The organism is Streptomyces sp. NPDC048639 (genome assembly GCF_043199075.1).
GTDB lineage: Bacteria > Actinomycetota > Actinomycetes > Streptomycetales > Streptomycetaceae > Streptomyces.
The window spans coordinates 211,266-226,406 of sequence record NZ_JBICVP010000009.1; the positions used below are offsets into that span (position 1 = coordinate 211,266).

Here is a 15,141-nt window from a genome sequence, read left to right on the forward strand (position 1 = left end):
CTGGCGCCCGTACGGCCGTATGTGCCCACCTTCCCCCGAACAGGTGGATTGATGCCACCGGAGCCGCCCACCGTGCGGGGGCGAAGGCGCCCTGGGGGCCGCCCGGCGGCTCGGCTACTGTCGTCGGCATGCGGATCCATGTCGTCGACCACCCGCTGGTGGCCCACAAACTCACCACGCTGCGCGACAAGCGCACCGACTCCCCGACCTTCCGGCGGCTGGCCGACGAGCTGGTCACGCTGCTGGCCTACGAGGCGACCCGTGACGTGCGCACCGACCAGGTCGACGTCACCACCCCGGTGACGCCGACGACGGGAGTGCGGCTGGCACGCCCCCGTCCGCTGGTCGTGCCGATCCTCCGGGCAGGCCTCGGCATGCTCGACGGCATGGTGCGGCTGCTGCCGACGGCCGAGGTCGGGTTCCTCGGGATGATCCGGGACGAGGAGACGCTGCAGGCGTCCACGTACGCGACGCGGATGCCGGAGGACCTCTCGGGCCGCCAGGTGTACGTCCTGGACCCGATGCTGGCCACCGGCGGCACGCTGGTCGCGGCGATCAACGAGCTGATCGGCCGCGGCGCCGACGACGTCACCGCGCTGTGCCTGCTGGCCGCGCCGGAGGGCGTGGAGTACATGGAGCGGGAGCTTGAGGGCGCGCCGGTCACCGTGGTGACGGCGGCGGTGGACGAACGCCTCAACGAGCAGGGGTACATCGTGCCGGGCCTCGGCGACGCCGGGGACCGCATGTACGGCACCGCCGACTAGACCCGCCCGCCCGGTCACGTACCCGGCCGCCTCCGGCGCATCCCGCCCGAGGCGGCCGTCGCGTGCCCGAGGTGGCCGTCGGGTGAGGAGGCTCTCGCGGAGGCGGTTCCGCGGTTTTCGTCAGGTGTCTCGGATGTCACCCGCGCGGCCGTCACACGGCCGGCGGGCGGCACCCCGGGAGCCGTGGCTCCCGGCATGGGCGCCGCCGTTCAGCACTTCGCGGAGGCCGAGGGCTTGGGCGAGGGGCTGGTCAGCGAGACGAGTGCGTCGTCCGCCGCATGCTGCTCGGCAAGGGACTTGAAGGCGTCGCCGATGATCAGGTCGACGTCCTTGCCGGTGCGCTTGTCCGCCTCGGACGTGGCGCCGGCGAGCTGCGTGCCCAGCACCTTGAACGGCCCGTCCGTGGCGTTCTGCGCACCGAGCACCACACCCGTGCCCTTGACCTTCTTGTCGTAGGCGGCCGGGGCGTTGCCCACCTTGCCGATCTTGAAGCCGCGCTTCTTCAGCTCGTCCGCGGTCTGTTTGGCCAGGCCGGAGCGCTTCGTTGCGTTGTAGACGTTCACCGTGATCTCGCCCGGCTTCGGCAGTGCCACGGCCCGGGCGCTCGGGCGGCTCTCCGGCGTACCGCAGTCCGCCTTGCCGGCCGCGCTCGCCTTGCCGCCGCCTCCGGTGAACACGTCGATGAGCTGCAGCGTCCCCCACCCGGACAACCCGAGGGCTACGACCGCTCCGATCATGGCGACCACCATCCGGCGACGATTGCGCGGCCGGCGCATACGCGGGTACCTGTCCCCCGTGATGCGGTACTTGCCGCCCATGCCGGGGGGAGTGAGCATGCTCATGAAGCGCAGCGTAGTGCGGCCGGGCCTCTCTGCCTACTAGATGATCAACGCGTGGCGCAGAGCCCAACCCAAAAGGGGCAATATGTCGACATGTGGGTGAAGCGCCCCGAGGTCGGGACGGGGTGGGGTCAGCCCAGCTCCAGGACCCGCGCGTGCAGCACCTGACGCTGCTGGAGCGCCGCCCGCACTGCCCGGTGCAGCCCGTCCTCCAGATAGAGGTCGCCCTGCCATTTCACGACATGGGCGAAGAGGTCCCCGTAGAACGTCGAGTCCTCGGCCAGCAGGGTCTCGAGATCGAGCTGCTGCTTGGTGGTGACGAGTTGGTCGAGGCGTACCGGGCGTGGAGCGACGTCCGCCCACTGGCGGGTGCTCTCCCGGCCGTGGTCCGGGTACGGCCGCCCGTTTCCGATGCGCTTGAAGATCACACGGAAAGCCTACCGGTCCCGGCGCTCCGGGCGCAGCCATGGCGCAGGAGTGGAAAGGCCGCGAAAACGATCAAACCGGGAGCGGGTCATGGCCGGAGGTGAGCGCTCCGCATGCGCCTCCGTGCTGATCACCGCGAGGCGGGAGGCGATGCGCCGGCAGGCGCGGAGCGGCCGGGCCGCTCGGCACCTGCCGGCGTGGTTCCGGGCGTGTCGGCCCGGAACGCCGTGACTCCTAGGCGCTGACGCGCTCGTGCTCGTCGTGCAGCCCGCCGCCGCTGCCGGCGTCGCCCGTCGTGGGCGTGGACGCCACCGGCTCCGTCAGCGAGCCGAGGTCGTGCGCGTACGTGCCGACGGCATCGGCGATCACGTCGATGTTGGTGTCGAAGGCGGCCATGTCGATGTTGGAGAGGTTGTCGCAGGCCGAGTGGTAGCAGACGTCGTACGCGACTCCCGCGTCGCCGCCGAACTTCTTCGCCTGCTCCTCGGTCTTGATGCCCTCGGCGCCGGTGAACGTGCCGCCCGAGGGGATGCCCACGGCGATGAACGGGCCGTAGTCCGAGCGGCCGGTGAAGTCCGTGCCCTCGTGCGGCTTGCCCGTACGGTCGAGGAAGTCGTTGATCCGCTTCTCGATCTGCGCCGAGCCCTCCGGGCCGGGGCCCGCGCCCGTGGCGTCCGAGTCGTCGCCGTCGTAGACGAACTGGCCGTAGTTCGGCGACGCGATCATGTCGAAGTTGAGGTAGAGCGCGATCTGCTTCTGCTGCTGCTCGGTCAGACGCGCGACGTAGTCCTCGGAGCCGACGAGGCCCAGCTCCTCCGCCGACCACCATGCGAAGCGGATCTTGTTGGTGGGCTTCTGGTGGGTCTTGGCGAGCTCCAGCGCCACCTCCACCAGGCCCGCGGAACCCGAACCGTTGTCGTTGATGCCGGGGCCCGCGGAGACGGAGTCGAGGTGGGAGCCGAGCATCACCGTGCGGTCGGGGTTGCCGCCGGGCGTCTCGGCGATGACATTGCGGGTGGTCCGCTGCTCCTGCATTTCGCGGATCTCGAAGGAGACCGTGACCTCGCCCTTGGCCACCTCCGCGGCGAGGGCCTGCCCGTCCTTCTGGGTGATGCCGCCGGTGGGTATCTTCCCGGCCTCCGGGTCGCCGATCGTCCCGGACAGCGCGCCCTCGGTGTTGTTGTAGATGATCGCGCCGACCGCGCCCGCGCCCGCCGCCGCGGCCTGCTTCTCGGCGAAGGAGCAGCCGCCGCGCTGGACGAGTGCGATCTTCCCGGTGAAGGACCCCGAGGCGTAGTCCCCGGCCTCGCACCCGGACGTGGCGTCCACCGGCACGGCCGAGACCGGCGCCTTGATGCCGCCCTCAGGGGTGCTCCGGGTGTACGTCATCGCCTCGATCGCGATGTCCTGCGGGGCGGGCGAGACGACGGCCAGCTTCTCGGCGAGCGTCTCGGTGTAGGTGAACTCGAAGGCGTCGTAGGAGACGTCGTACCCGGCCTTCTGGAGCTGCCGGTACACATACGCGGCGGAGGCGTCGTGCCCCAGGGACCCCGCGGCCCGGTGGCCCCCGGTCGAGTCGGCGATGGCCTGGAATCTCTCCAGGTGTTTGTGCGCGTCCTTGGCCGACGATCTCGCCACCAGCTTGCGGGCGAGCTTCTCCGCGGCCTTCTCCGCCTTCTTGACGGGGGCGCCGGCGCTGCGCGCGGCCGTCGCCGGGGAGGCGGAGGCGAGGAGGAGCGGGGCGGTGAGCGCGGCAGCGGCCAGGGCGGCTATCGCGCGGCGCGGGTGTCGTATGTCCACAGGAGTCCTTCGGGCAGGCGGTCGGCACAGGTGTCCGGGTCGCGGGAGTGAGCGTCCGCGCAACGGACGTGATGGAAGGGAAGGTAGCGAGCGGTGGGGCTAGGGGGAACGTATGCGGCGCGGCCGACTTGTGCCTCCCGGACGTTTCACGCCAGGGGTCTTCCGGGGCATCGGCGGTGGTGGGCCGGGCCGGGCCGGTACGGGGCGGGGTGCGCGGCGCGTGCGGCCCGGCCGGGCGGGGCGAGGAAAAGGCCGGAAGAATGGGGTGCCGGATGTCGATGACCGGGGCCGTCGTTCGACGTCATCCATGAGGGGCGCCCGTGCCGGGCGCCGTCACCCAGGAGGGCACCATGGGCAAGGTCACCGCAAGCATCTCGGTCTCACTGGACGGCTTCGTCGCGGGACCCGGCGACGGGCCCGACAACCCCCTGGGGGATCGCGGCGAGCGATTGCACCAATGGGTGTACGGGCTGGCGGGCTGGCGCGAGAGCCACGGCCTCGAAGGCGGCGAACGCAACCAGGACTCCGACCTCGTGGAGGACGCGATGGCCCGCGCCGGCGCCTTCGTGATGGGCCGCCGGATGTTCGACAACGGCGAGGAACCGTGGGGGGACGAGCCTCCCTTCCACGGCCCGGTCCTCGTCCTCACCAGCAGTCCGCGCGAGCCGCTGGTGAAGAAGGGCGGCACCACCTTCACCTTCGTCACCGACGGCGTCGAGGGCGCGGTGGCACAGGCGCGGGAGGCGGCCGGCGAGAAGGACGTTTCGGTGGCGGGCGGTGGACAGATGATCCAGCAGTGCGTCAGGGCCGGGCTCCTCGACGAGCTGCAGCTCCACCTGGTGCCGGTGCTGCTGGGCGGCGGCGTGCCGCTGTTCCGCGACATGGGCGAGGAGACCACCGAGTTCGAGACCGCACGGGTCCTGGACTCGCCCGGCGTCACCCACCTGTTGCTGCGTCCCGCCCGGTGACGGTACGACGCCAGCGGGCGGCTCCCGGCGCATCCACGCCTCAGTCCATCCACGCGTCGTACGACATGACGTCGCCCGCCTTCAGGCGGTAGTCGTCCTGGTCGCGGGTGGCCGTCTGCTCGATGCCCAGCACGCGGCCCGTGTCCGGGTCGAGGATGAGCATGAACCGGACCGCTTTCCCTCGGTACACGTATGCCTGGCCCTGGCGTCCGAGGCGGTCGGTGACGGCCCCGGCCGGGCGCAGGCCCTTCGCATCCGACAGCAGCGTCGCGATGGCGGCGTTCTCCCGCGGGCCCGGCGTCCACTCGTTCAGGAGCGAGGGGAGGGTGTCCAGCAGCGAGCGGGTGGTCTCGAGGGCGCCGTACACCTGCTTGAGGTGGTCGCGCAGGGCGCCGGGATCGTGCGGCGGCCGGAATCCGCCGATCGAGGTCCCGGCCGGGTAGGTCTCCGATTCCAGCACCTTGCCGTCCTCGACCGTGCGCACCCGGCCGCCGGAGTCGTCGATCACGGGGCGGCCGGGGTGGCGCGGATCGGTGGCCACGACGAGTGACCAGCCGCTCCCGTCCGGGCTCCAGTGGGTGAAGTGCTCCTGGGGGAGCGTGACGGGCGGACGGGCGCCGCGGCCCCCCTCCAGGCTCATGGCCCACGTCTGCACGTGGCTGCTCCGCCGGGGACCCTCCGTGCTGTCCGCTGCCGAGGCCCGGGCCCTGCTCGCGACGTCGTCCAGCGGTACGGCCGCGGAACCGGGCCGCGGATGGAGCGCGGCGGGCGCCGCGGCAGGGGGCGGGCTGCCGGGCCCGGAGAACGTCACGACAAGGGTGACGGCGACGGTCAACGCCGCAGTGACGGCGGGCAGAACCAGCCGCAGTACGCGCCGCCGGGTGCGCGCGCCGTGCAGCAGCCGGTTCAGGCGGCGTTCCGCCGCGCCGTCCAACGGCCGCTCCCGCCACGGGCCTTCGTCCGCCGGTACGGGGTTGGCCCGGCGCAGCAGCTCCAGTTCGTCGGTCATCGCCGCTCCCTCTGGCTCGGGCTCGTCCCGTTGGTCCCGCTCGGCGGGGGGTTCGTCGTCACGGTCATCCGCATGGCGTCGATCTGTTCCCGCAGGCGTGTGCGGGCGCGGTGCAGCCGCATGGCCGCCGCGCTCCGGCCGCATCTCAGGGCGACGGCCAGTTCGGGGACGGTCAGCTCCTCCCAGCTCGTCAGCCGCAGGACCTCCTGGTCCGCGGGCGAGAGACGGGCCAGTGCCTCGTGCACCCAGGAGCCCGGGCGGTCGGTGTCGGGACTGCGCACGATGTGCGAGCCGTGCGCGGCCTGGTGGTCGCCGAGCCTGCGGAGCAGCCGGCGGTAACGCCCCTGCCCGCGGACGGTGTTGGACAGGCAGTTCCGCGCCACGCCGTAGAGCCAGGGCAGCACGGACTCCGGAACGTCGGCGCGGCGCCGCCAGGCGACCGAGAAGATCTCGGAGACCACTTCCTCGACCTCGTGGGGCGGACCGTCGAGGCGCCGGGCGACGTACCGGCTGACCGCCCAGTAGTGCTCGCGGTAGGCGTCCGCGAAGGCCTCGTCCGTGCTCATGACCGCTTGGTGTCCGGCACGGCGCCGGTCATCACACCGCATCGCTGTGATCTTTCCCCTGTGACGGTCGGCAGGGGCCCCGGACACCTACGGGACATGAGGCTCAACGACGCTCGCCCGACACGTGTGGTGATGTGGCTGACGACCACGGACCACAAGACGATCGGCACGCTGTATCTGGTCACGTCGTTCGCGTTCTTCTGCTTCGGCGGGGTCCTGGCGCTCTTCATGCGCGCCGAACTGGCCCGTCCCGGCACGCAGATCATGTCGAACGAGCAGTTCAACCAGGCGTTCACGATGCACGGCACGGTCATGCTGCTGATGTTCGCGACGCCGCTGTTCGCCGGTTTCGCGAACTGGATCATGCCGCTGCAGATCGGTGCCCCGGACGTCGCCTTCCCTCGGCTGAACATGTTCGCGTACTGGCTCTATCTCTTCGGCTCGCTCATCGCGGTCGGTGGATTCCTCACCCCGCAAGGGGCCGCGGACTTCGGCTGGTTCGCCTACGCCCCCCTCTCGGACGCCGTCCGGTCGCCGGGCGTGGGCGCCGATATGTGGATCATGGGAATCGCTCTCTCCGGCTTCGGCACGATCCTCGGCGCGGTCAATTTCATCACCACCATCATCTGCATGCGCGCCCCGGGCATGACGATGTTCCGGATGCCGATCTTCACCTGGAACGTCCTGCTCACCGGTGTTCTCGTCCTGCTGGCCTTTCCGGTGCTCGCCGCCGCGCTGTTCGCCCTGGAGGCGGACCGGAAGTTCGGGGCGCACATCTTCGACGCGGCCAACGGCGGGGCATTGCTGTGGCAGCACCTCTTCTGGTTCTTCGGCCATCCCGAGGTCTATATCGTCGCGCTGCCGTTCTTCGGCATCATCTCCGAGGTCATACCCGTCTTCTCCCGCAAGCCCATCTTCGGCTACATCGGTCTGATCGCGGCGACGATCGCCATCGCGGGCCTTTCGGTGACGGTGTGGGCGCACCATATGTACGTCACCGGCGGGGTGTTGCTGCCCTTCTTCTCGTTCATGACTTTTCTGATCGCGGTTCCGACCGGCGTGAAGTTCTTCAACTGGATCGGCACCATGTGGAAGGGCAGTCTCAGCTTCGAGACGCCGATGCTCTGGTCCGTCGGCTTCCTGGTCACCTTTCTCTTCGGGGGTCTGACCGGGGTGATCCTGGCCTCGCCGCCGCTGGACTTCCAGGTCTCCGACACCTACTTCGTCGTCGCCCACTTCCACTACGTCCTCTTCGGGACCGTGGTCTTCGCGATGTTCGCCGGATTCCACTTCTGGTGGCCGAAGTTCACGGGGAAGAGGCTGGACGAACGGCTCGGGAAGATCACGTTCTGGACGCTGTTCATCGGCTTCCACGGCACCTTCCTGGTGCAGCACTGGCTGGGCGCGGAAGGTATGCTCCGGAGGATTCCGGACTATCTGGCGGCCGACGGATTCACCACGCTCAACACCGTCTCGACGGTCTTCTCGTTTCTTCTCGGCCTGTCGATCCTGCCGTTCCTCTACAACGTCTGGAAGACGGCCAGGTACGGGGAGAAAGTCGAAACCGACGACCCGTGGGGTTACGGCCGCTCCCTGGAATGGGCGACCTCCTGCCCGCCGCCGCGGCACAACTTCCGCACCCTGCCCCGTATCCGCTCCGAATCGCCGGCCTTCGACCTGCATCACCCTGGGGTCGGTCAGATCGTGGCCGGGCAGGGCGAGCGCGACGAGCGCGGCGAGCGCGGCGAGCACGGCCAGCAGAAGGGCGCGCTCGTATGAACACCTCCGAGGCGATCAACGAGATCGAGGGCTTTCTGCTGTGGGAGGCGGAGCGGAGCGCGGCGCACGCCCACGCCGCGACGTTCTGTGCGGGGCTGCCCTGGCTGACCGACTCCCAACGCGAGGAGGTCGAGCGCCACTACGCCGAAGACCGACTGACCGCGTCCAGGGCGTACCTGGAGCGGGTGGGGGCGCGGAGCGCCGAACTGCGCGCCGAGTACGAGGCGGTGTACCAGGCGCTGCGGCGCCGTCTGGTCGCGGCGTTCGTGGTCTGCGCGGCGCTGATGGCGGCGGTGACGACGGTGGCGGTGCTGACGGGCGCCGCGGTCTGAGCCGCCGGCGGTCGTCCACACGGTGACGGGCCCCCGGGGGCGGACGCCGGGTCAGGAAGGCGCTTGCAGGGCGTGCTCGCCGAGCCGCTCGATGTCCCGTACGAGAAGGCGCCGTTGACGCTTCTGGCTGGAGGCGAGGATCCCCATCGTCTCCAGCTTCCGCATGTGCCGCACCACGGACTCGCGGCTGATCCCGCACCATCCCGCGAGTTCGAGCTGAGTGAACCCCCGGAGCTCGATGCCCTCCTCCGTCGCCACCCCCTCGGCGTTGGCCAGCCGGAGGAGCAGGCGGCTCAGCCGTAACTCCGTGGCGGCGACTGCGAGATCGGCCTGGCAGCGGTCCGCCTCGCGCAACCGCTCGATCATGACGACGAGCAGGTGCTTCATCAGGCCGGGGTGCAGGGCCAGCAGCGTCTGGAATGTCGTACGGGCGACGACGTGCAGCCCGAGCGTCGTCACGGCGGTCACGGTCGCGCTGCGGTGCCCGCGCCGGATCGCGGCCATCTCCCCGATGATGTCGCCCGCCTGACGCAGTGCCAGGTAGGTGTCCGTGCCGTCCTGGTGGCTGGCCACGACCCGGCACTTCCCGTCCGTGATGACACCGGCCCAGCCGCTGTCCTCGTCGGTCTCGGAGAAGATCCTCTCGCCGGCGTGGAAGCGGCGGCTGCGGCCGGACTTCATCAGTTCCGCACGCTCGGCTTCGCTGAGGATGTCCCAGAACCTTACGGGTGGCATGGGGAAAGTCTGTCCGGGAGAAGTCCGCTAATGCGTCAAATGACGCTTGTCGTCTGAACTTGAGCTGTTCTGATACTGCGAACTGTTGAAGATTGCAGTTCCAGGAGACGCTCGTGACCGATCAACCAGAACAGCAGCCCGAACACCCCTCGTACAGACCGGCCTTCGGGACCGGCGACGGGGACTACGGCGTCCATGTGCAGGGCGGCCGGGACGTGACGTTCGGCGACCACGCGCAGGTCGCCGGCCGGGACATCAACATCAAGGAGATCAAGCAGACCATCCGCAAGCACCCCGTGATGTCCGTCGCCGTGCTGGCGGCCATGGCGGCCGTCCTCTACGGCGGCGGCACCGCGGTGTTCCCGGACGGCGACGGGGTCGACCTCTCGGTGGTCGAGGAGAGCGGCAGCACGGGCGCGATCCACACCGTCGAACAGATCCGCAAGGCCGAGAAGATCGGTGACGGCGCCGCCTGGTGCGCCCTCGTCGCCCCGAGCGCCGCCGACTGCGCGGAGTCGATGAAGGGCGAGTTCGCGCGCAGGTCCCCGTCGTACCGGGACCGCGTCGACCGGGTCGAGATCGGCAAGGCCGGGAAGACGGACGCGGGTACGGCGGTCACCCTGAGCTGGGAGGGCGTGAAGCAGGGCACGGTGCCCCTCGTCTGGTCCGGCGAACGCTGGCAGATGAGCACCACGGACTACGCGTTCGTGAAATTGGCCGGCGGTGTCTTCCTCTCCCTGGTCGACTCCAGGTCGGGGCAGTTGAAGGTCGGCGGAATTCCGGTGCCGTCATGAGCCGCCCGGACCCTTTCCGCTCCCCGGACCCTCTCCGCTTCCCGGAGGCGACTCCGGCGACCTTCCGGGGACTTGGCGTGCCGCAGCATGTGACCGTGCTTGTCGCGGACGTCGAGGCGTTCTCCTCGCGCCCGGACACCGAGCAGATGCGGACCCGCGAAGCCCTGTACGAGGAGTTCCGGGCGGCCTTCGGCGAGAACCACTGGGCCATGTGCCTGTGCGAGGACCGGGGCGACGGACTGCTGATCGTCGTTCCGCCGCGCATCCCCAAGGCGATGGTTCTGGGCACCTTCCTGCCACGTCTCGAACGGGTGCTGGCAGACCGTCGGCGCGGCGACCCGCTCCTGCGCATCAGGATCGCCGTGCACGCGGGGGACGTGCACTTCGACGAGCACGGGCTCGGCGGGCACGCGGTGAACCAGACGTTTCGGCTCTGCGACAGCGCGCCCCTGCGGGCCGCGATCCGCACCGCCCGCAGCGACAGTGCGCTGCTGGTCTCGGACGCGATCCACGACAACGTCGTACGGGGCGGCTACGAGAACATCTCCGCGGCCTCCTTCCACGCGGTGGACGTGAGCGTCAAGGAGACCAGGACCCGGGCCTGGCTGCATGTGGCCGGGGACGACGAGGCGGCGGTACGGGTCGCCCGGGAGACGGCTGCGGCGGCCGCGCGGGAGACGGCCGCGGAGGACGGCTCCGGCGAGCGCGGGCGGGGGCGCGGAGGGGAGCGCGGGCGTGAAGGGGACGGCGACCGTGACCGTACGGCCGATCCGTCGGCCGGTGGTGTCTCCCTCCGGGCGGGCGGCGATCTCCTGATCGAGCGCGACAGCATGATCGCGGGGCGGGACATCGCCGTGGGGGACACGGGGCGGGGGCGGCGAAAGCCCCGGTGGAGGCGCTCCTGACACGGTGCGCGGCCCGGACTGCGCGGCCCGCGCACCGGGGGCCGAGTGCGGTGCGTACCGGCCCGGACGCCGTCGCGTTCCGGGCACCGCAGCAGCGCACTTCTCATGATCGATTCAGGGGGAAGGAGCACGTTCCGTGGCTCGACGACATGGGGTACTCATCGCGGCCGCAGCGGCCGGAGGTCTGATGTTCGCCGCGGTCGGCTGTGAGAAGGTCGCCGGTCCTTCGTCCAAGGCGGAGGTGTGCCAGGGGTTCGAGGAACTCGGGCAGCAACTCCTTCAGGGCAACGGCGTCATCGGCAACCCGCTGTTCCACAAGGCCGACGATCTGGGGGACTTGGCCGAGCACTACGAGGGGACGGCCGATCTCTCGCAGGACGCGGGCCGTCTGCACGACATCGCCGCAGCGGATTCCACGAGCGACGCCGAACTCACCGACGCGACCGAGCAGGTGGCCGCCCTCTGCGGTCACCCCCTCGGCATCGGCTTCGGCGCCGGGCAGTAGACGACCCGGCTCATCCACCGTCCGCGCACCGCGGGAACCGGCGTTGCGGCTTCCGTTCATTCCGGCTTCCGCCCGTTCCGGCATCGGCAGGCATTCCGTCGGCACCACTCACCCGGACCACTCACCCGTACCACCACCCGTACCACTCACCCGCACCGCTCATCGCGGCCATCACCACTGGAGGTATCCCATGAACTGGAGTGTCTACGAGGTCTTCTCCGTCATCTCGGGAATTGTGCTCATCCTCTGCGGCACCGCCTTCCCGGACCTCTCGCTCAAGGACCGCGCCTGGTCGGTCCTTGGCGGCATCCTCTTCGTCGGCTACGGCATCTACGTCGCCAACCAGACCAGCGGCACCTGGGAGTTCCCGGTCGTCATCTTCCTCATTCCGTTCGGCGCGGTGCTGTATCTGATCGTTTCCAGATTCCTCCGGGACGAGCCCTCCGTCTCCGGACCGGGCACCGCCGAGTCCCGTCAGCGGGATCTGGCGTCGCGGGACGACTGAGCGGACCGAACCCGCGCGGAGGGCCCCGGCACATGCGAGCGGGGCCCTCCGCCGTATGCCGTGCCCCGTCCACGTACGGCCGTGCCCCTGGCGTACGGCATGTCCGCGGTTGCGCCGCCCCCGCACAGGTCCAAGCATGGCCGTAGCGGAAGGCCGCGGTACGCCGAGGTGCGCGGGGCGGGATGCGCGGGGTGCGCGGGGTACGCGGAGCCATGGACATGGGACGACCGGCGTCGGAAGGGACCGGCATGACGGACGACGACCGGCCGCTGCGCTGCCTGGTCACCGGCGCCACCGGCTACATCGGCGGCAGGCTGGTGCCGGAACTGCTGGCCGCGGGCCACACCGTACGCTGCCTGGCCCGTTCGCCCGTCAAGCTGCGCGACCACCCCTGGGCAGGCGAGGCGGAGGCCGTACGCGGCGACGTGACGGACGAGGAATCCGTGCGCACCGCGATGGAGGGCGTCGATGTCGCGTACTACCTGGTGCACGCCCTCGGCACCGGATCGGACTTCGAGGAGACCGACCGGCGCGCGGCGCGGATCTTCGGCGAGCAGGCGCGGGCCGCGGGGGTACGGCGGATCGTCTACCTCGGCGGACTGACCCCGTCCGGGGTGCCCGAACGGGAGCTGTCCCCGCACTTGAGGTCCCGTGCCGAGGTGGGGCGCATCCTCCTGGACTCCGGGGTGCCGACCGCCGTGCTCAGAGCAGCGGTGATCATCGGCTCCGGCTCGGCATCGTTCGAGATGCTGCGCTATCTGACCGAACGGCTGCCGGTCATGGTCACCCCGAGCTGGGTGGGCACCCGCACGCAGCCGATCGCCATCCGCGACGTGCTGCGCCTGCTCGTCGCGTCCGCGCGCCTGCCGCGGACGGTGAACCGCACGTTCGACATCGGCGGCCCGGACGTCGTCACCTACCGGGAGATGATGCAGCGCTACGCCGCACTCGCCGGTCTGCCCCGGCGGCTCATCCTCCCCGTCCAGGTCCTCACGCCGCGGCTGTCCAGCCTCTGGGTGGGCCTGGTCACCCCGGTGCCCAACTCCACCGCCCGTCCCCTGGTCGAGTCGCTGCGGCACGAAGTGGTGCGCACCGAGCGGGACATCGAGACGTACGCGCCGACCCCGCCCGAGGGATACCTGGGTCTGAGCCGGTCGATCGAACTGGCCCTCCAGCGCGTTCGCGACGCGGATGTGGCCACGCGCTGGTCGTCCGCCACCGCTCCCCGTGCGCCGAGCGACCCGCTGTCGACGGACCCGGCCTGGTCCGGCGGATCCCTCTACGCGGACCGTCGCGAGCGCGCCGTCGACGCGCCGCCCGAGGCGCTGTGGCGGGTGGTGGAGGGGATCGGCGGCGAGAACGGCTGGTACTCCTCACCGCTGGCCTGGTCGGTGCGGGGCTGGCTCGACACCATGGTGGGTGGCGTCGGCCTGCGCCGCGGCCGCCGCGACGCCATGCGGTTGCGGGTCGGGGACTGTCTCGACTTCTGGCGGGTGGAGGAGATCGAGCGCGGCCGGCTGCTGAGGCTGAGGGCGGAGATGCGGCTTCCGGGGCTGGCGTGGCTGGAGATGAGCGTCGAAGAGCGGGGCGACGGCGGATCGGTCTACCGGCAGCGGGCCCTGTTCCACCCGCACGGCCTGGCGGGACATGCGTACTGGTGGGGTGTATCCCCTTTCCACGCGGCGGTGTTCGGCGGGATGGCCCGCAACATCGCGACGGCGGCGGAGACGACGGCAGCGGAGACGACGGTGGGTGCCGCGGACTGAGCGTTCACCGGCACACCCGCCGAATGGCTCACGGGCTCAACCCGGTTGCCTGCTCACCGGATCTACCGGATCTACCGCTCACCGGCTCACCCGGCTCACCCGGCTCACCCGGATCGCCCGTGCAGGGCCCACCCGCTCAACTGCCTTCGGCGTGCGGTGAGACGGGCCGCTCGAAGAACGTCTCCAGCGCGACCGTCGCCTGCGTACCGCTGACACCGTCGATGGCGTACAGGCGCCGCAGGACCAACATCGCTTTCGGCGGCCCGAAGAACAACCGCCTGTTCATCACGGCGACGACGACGCTCTACTCCCTGGTGATGTCGGTGACGGGAGCCCCTCGCGTACGCCCCCCGGGCCGACCCGGCTGACGCCTGCGCGGCTGTGTTGCGTGTGGCGCCGTTCATGCCGCTTCACCGCGTGCGGCTCAGTGCGGCCCCTGTCCGCGGCGCCTCCGCTACTTTCCTCGCTCCCCGCTCGACGGGTGCGGTCGGCCGCGTCCCCTGGGGGCGAGAGCCCGAGAGCCCGAGAGCCCGAGAGCCCGGGGCTGGGGGCCGAGGACTGAGCGGCGTGAGGCCGGGGCTGGGCGACGCGCGTCTGCGGCTGGGCGGCGTGCGGCTGGGGCACATGCCGCCAGCCTCACGGACCGCCCGCGGTCAGGCAGTTGGACCGAACAGCTCGCCGAGCAGGGCGGCGCCGTCGGCAGGGGCGCGTACCTCAAGGTGCAGTGCCCGGCCGTCCAGGTGGAGGCGGATGTCGAGGAACGGGCAGCATTCCTGCTCCGCGGCGGCCAACGCGGCGATCTCCCCGGCCCGTTCAGCGGGAAGGGTCAGCCGCAGGCCGTCGGGGATCCCGGTGCGTACGGCACCGTCAACGGCCGTACGCCACCGGCCCACTCGCTGCTCCACGCCGTCGGCGGACAGCGAGCAGGCAAGGGGAGCGGTGCGCCAGGGCTCGTTCTCCGGCACGCCGTCGGCCTGTTGGGAAGTGCCGGGGCAGCCGCAGGCGGAGTCGCAGCGTCCGGCACGGTCCGGCAGCGCTTCCAGACGGGCGCGGGCGGAGCGCAGCTCGTCGATGAACGAGACCACCTCACCGCGCTGCCGTTCGGCCTCCTCCAGCCGGGCGGCCAGCCGCGGCAGAAGGTGGGCCTTCACGTCCGCGCACGCACCCGCGTCCCGGACCTTCAGCAGTTCGCCGATCTCGCTCAGCGGCAGTCCGAGCTGCTTGGCGGCACCGATGAGGGAGAGGCGCTCCACCGCCGCCTCGCCGTACACGCGGTACCCGGTCGGCGTCCTGCCGGCCGGCAGCAGCCCGGCGGTCTCGTAGAACCGCAGCGTGGTCGCCGGGACACCGGTGATCTCGGCGAGCTGGGAGATCCGCAACGCGCTCATACCCCGGACCGTAAACCTTCGACCCGGCTCGAAGGTCAAGCGCGACCGTACGTACCGCCC

Annotated in this window: 16 protein-coding genes and 2 pseudogenes; 10 read left to right on the forward strand and 8 right to left on the reverse strand. The window is 70.9% G+C overall.

Annotation, left to right across the window (positions count from 1 at the left end):
- Positions 1–128 precede the first annotated feature (128 nt).
- Positions 129–764, forward strand: a complete 636-nt coding sequence (gene upp / locus ACGFNH_RS24930; RefSeq protein ID WP_393657226.1) for a uracil phosphoribosyltransferase — start codon at positions 129–131, stop codon at positions 762–764.
- 209 nt (positions 765–973) lie between these two features.
- On the opposite strand, the gene ACGFNH_RS24935 is transcribed toward upp, so the two are convergent.
- The 3 genes from ACGFNH_RS24935 to ACGFNH_RS24945 form a co-directional block, all read right to left on the reverse strand.
- On the reverse strand, positions 974–1,606 hold the full coding sequence (locus ACGFNH_RS24935; RefSeq protein ID WP_393657227.1) for a LytR C-terminal domain-containing protein: 633 nt from the start codon (positions 1,604–1,606) through the stop codon (positions 974–976).
- Positions 1,607–1,734: 128 nt separating this feature from the next.
- Entirely contained in the window at positions 1,735–2,031 is a 297-nt protein-coding gene (locus ACGFNH_RS24940) for a type II toxin-antitoxin system VapB family antitoxin (protein WP_003986294.1), read from the reverse strand.
- A 232-nt stretch (positions 2,032–2,263) separates the two neighbouring features.
- On the reverse strand, positions 2,264–3,802 hold the full coding sequence (locus ACGFNH_RS24945; RefSeq protein ID WP_393657576.1) for a M28 family metallopeptidase: 1,539 nt from the start codon (positions 3,800–3,802) through the stop codon (positions 2,264–2,266).
- A 347-nt stretch (positions 3,803–4,149) separates the two neighbouring features.
- Between ACGFNH_RS24945 and ACGFNH_RS24950 the strand changes: the two genes are divergently transcribed.
- Positions 4,150–4,797, forward strand: coding sequence for a dihydrofolate reductase family protein (locus ACGFNH_RS24950; protein WP_393657229.1), 648 nt, complete (start codon positions 4,150–4,152; stop codon positions 4,795–4,797).
- A gap of 40 nt (positions 4,798–4,837) precedes the next feature.
- Here the strand turns inward: ACGFNH_RS24950 and ACGFNH_RS24955 are convergent, their stop codons facing one another.
- Together ACGFNH_RS24955 and ACGFNH_RS24960 are read right to left on the reverse strand one after the other, a co-directional pair.
- Positions 4,838–5,806: a CU044_5270 family protein gene (locus ACGFNH_RS24955; RefSeq protein WP_393657231.1), complete on the reverse strand. Its 969-nt coding sequence runs from the start codon at positions 5,804–5,806 to the stop codon at positions 4,838–4,840.
- Entirely contained in the window at positions 5,803–6,372 is a 570-nt protein-coding gene (locus tag ACGFNH_RS24960; RefSeq protein WP_393657233.1) for an RNA polymerase sigma factor, read from the reverse strand. Before ACGFNH_RS24960 ends, ACGFNH_RS24955 begins: the two co-directional genes overlap by 4 nt.
- Positions 6,373–6,468: 96 nt before the next feature.
- Between ACGFNH_RS24960 and ctaD the strand changes: the two genes are divergently transcribed.
- Both ctaD and ACGFNH_RS24970 read left to right on the forward strand, forming a co-directional pair.
- Positions 6,469–8,151: a cytochrome c oxidase subunit I gene (gene ctaD, locus ACGFNH_RS24965; protein ID WP_393657235.1), complete on the forward strand. Its 1,683-nt coding sequence runs from the start codon at positions 6,469–6,471 to the stop codon at positions 8,149–8,151.
- Positions 8,148–8,483, forward strand: coding sequence for a hypothetical protein (locus ACGFNH_RS24970; protein ID WP_393657237.1), 336 nt, complete (start codon positions 8,148–8,150; stop codon positions 8,481–8,483). The genes ctaD and ACGFNH_RS24970 overlap by 4 nt, the downstream gene beginning before the upstream one ends.
- A 51-nt stretch (positions 8,484–8,534) precedes the next feature.
- Here ACGFNH_RS24970 and ACGFNH_RS24975 read toward each other — a convergent pair whose 3' ends face one another.
- Positions 8,535–9,218, reverse strand: coding sequence for a Crp/Fnr family transcriptional regulator (locus tag ACGFNH_RS24975; RefSeq protein WP_393657239.1), 684 nt, complete (start codon positions 9,216–9,218; stop codon positions 8,535–8,537).
- A 113-nt stretch (positions 9,219–9,331) separates the two neighbouring features.
- On the opposite strand from ACGFNH_RS24975, the gene ACGFNH_RS24980 reads away from it, so the two are divergent.
- The 5 genes from ACGFNH_RS24980 (at position 9,332) to ACGFNH_RS25000 (ending at position 13,693) form a co-directional block, all read left to right on the forward strand.
- On the forward strand, positions 9,332–10,012 hold the full coding sequence (locus ACGFNH_RS24980) for a hypothetical protein (RefSeq protein ID WP_393657240.1): 681 nt from the start codon (positions 9,332–9,334) through the stop codon (positions 10,010–10,012).
- Positions 10,013–10,107: 95 nt separating this feature from the next.
- Entirely contained in the window at positions 10,108–10,917 is an 810-nt protein-coding gene (locus ACGFNH_RS24985; protein ID WP_393657242.1) for an adenylate/guanylate cyclase, read from the forward strand.
- A gap of 136 nt (positions 10,918–11,053) precedes the next feature.
- Positions 11,054–11,422 carry a molybdenum ABC transporter substrate-binding protein gene (locus tag ACGFNH_RS24990; protein ID WP_393657244.1) on the forward strand — a complete coding sequence of 123 codons (369 nt, stop codon included), beginning with the start codon at positions 11,054–11,056 and terminating at the stop codon, positions 11,420–11,422.
- A gap of 190 nt (positions 11,423–11,612) precedes the next feature.
- Entirely contained in the window at positions 11,613–11,927 is a 315-nt protein-coding gene (locus ACGFNH_RS24995) for a hypothetical protein (RefSeq protein WP_393657246.1), read from the forward strand.
- A 248-nt stretch (positions 11,928–12,175) separates the two neighbouring features.
- Positions 12,176–13,693 (forward strand): SDR family oxidoreductase, encoded by a 1,518-nt coding sequence (locus ACGFNH_RS25000; protein ID WP_393657248.1) that lies wholly within the window; start codon positions 12,176–12,178, stop codon positions 13,691–13,693.
- Positions 13,694–13,829: 136 nt separating this feature from the next.
- On the opposite strand, the pseudogene ACGFNH_RS25005 reads toward ACGFNH_RS25000, so the two are convergent.
- A pseudogene (locus ACGFNH_RS25005) lies at positions 13,830–13,937 on the reverse strand (Lrp/AsnC family transcriptional regulator); the annotation flags it as partial.
- Here ACGFNH_RS25005 and ACGFNH_RS25010 point away from each other — a divergent pair.
- Positions 13,936–14,061, forward strand: a pseudogene (locus ACGFNH_RS25010) (SMP-30/gluconolactonase/LRE family protein); the annotation flags it as partial. The pseudogenes ACGFNH_RS25005 and ACGFNH_RS25010 overlap by 2 nt on opposite strands.
- A 285-nt stretch (positions 14,062–14,346) precedes the next feature.
- Here ACGFNH_RS25010 and ACGFNH_RS25015 read toward each other — a convergent pair.
- The gene (locus ACGFNH_RS25015; protein WP_393657250.1) at positions 14,347–15,081 is read right to left on the reverse strand and encodes a MerR family transcriptional regulator; all 735 of its coding nucleotides are present in this window, start codon (positions 15,079–15,081) and stop codon (positions 14,347–14,349) included.
- Between the last annotated feature and the right edge of the window lie 60 nt (positions 15,082–15,141).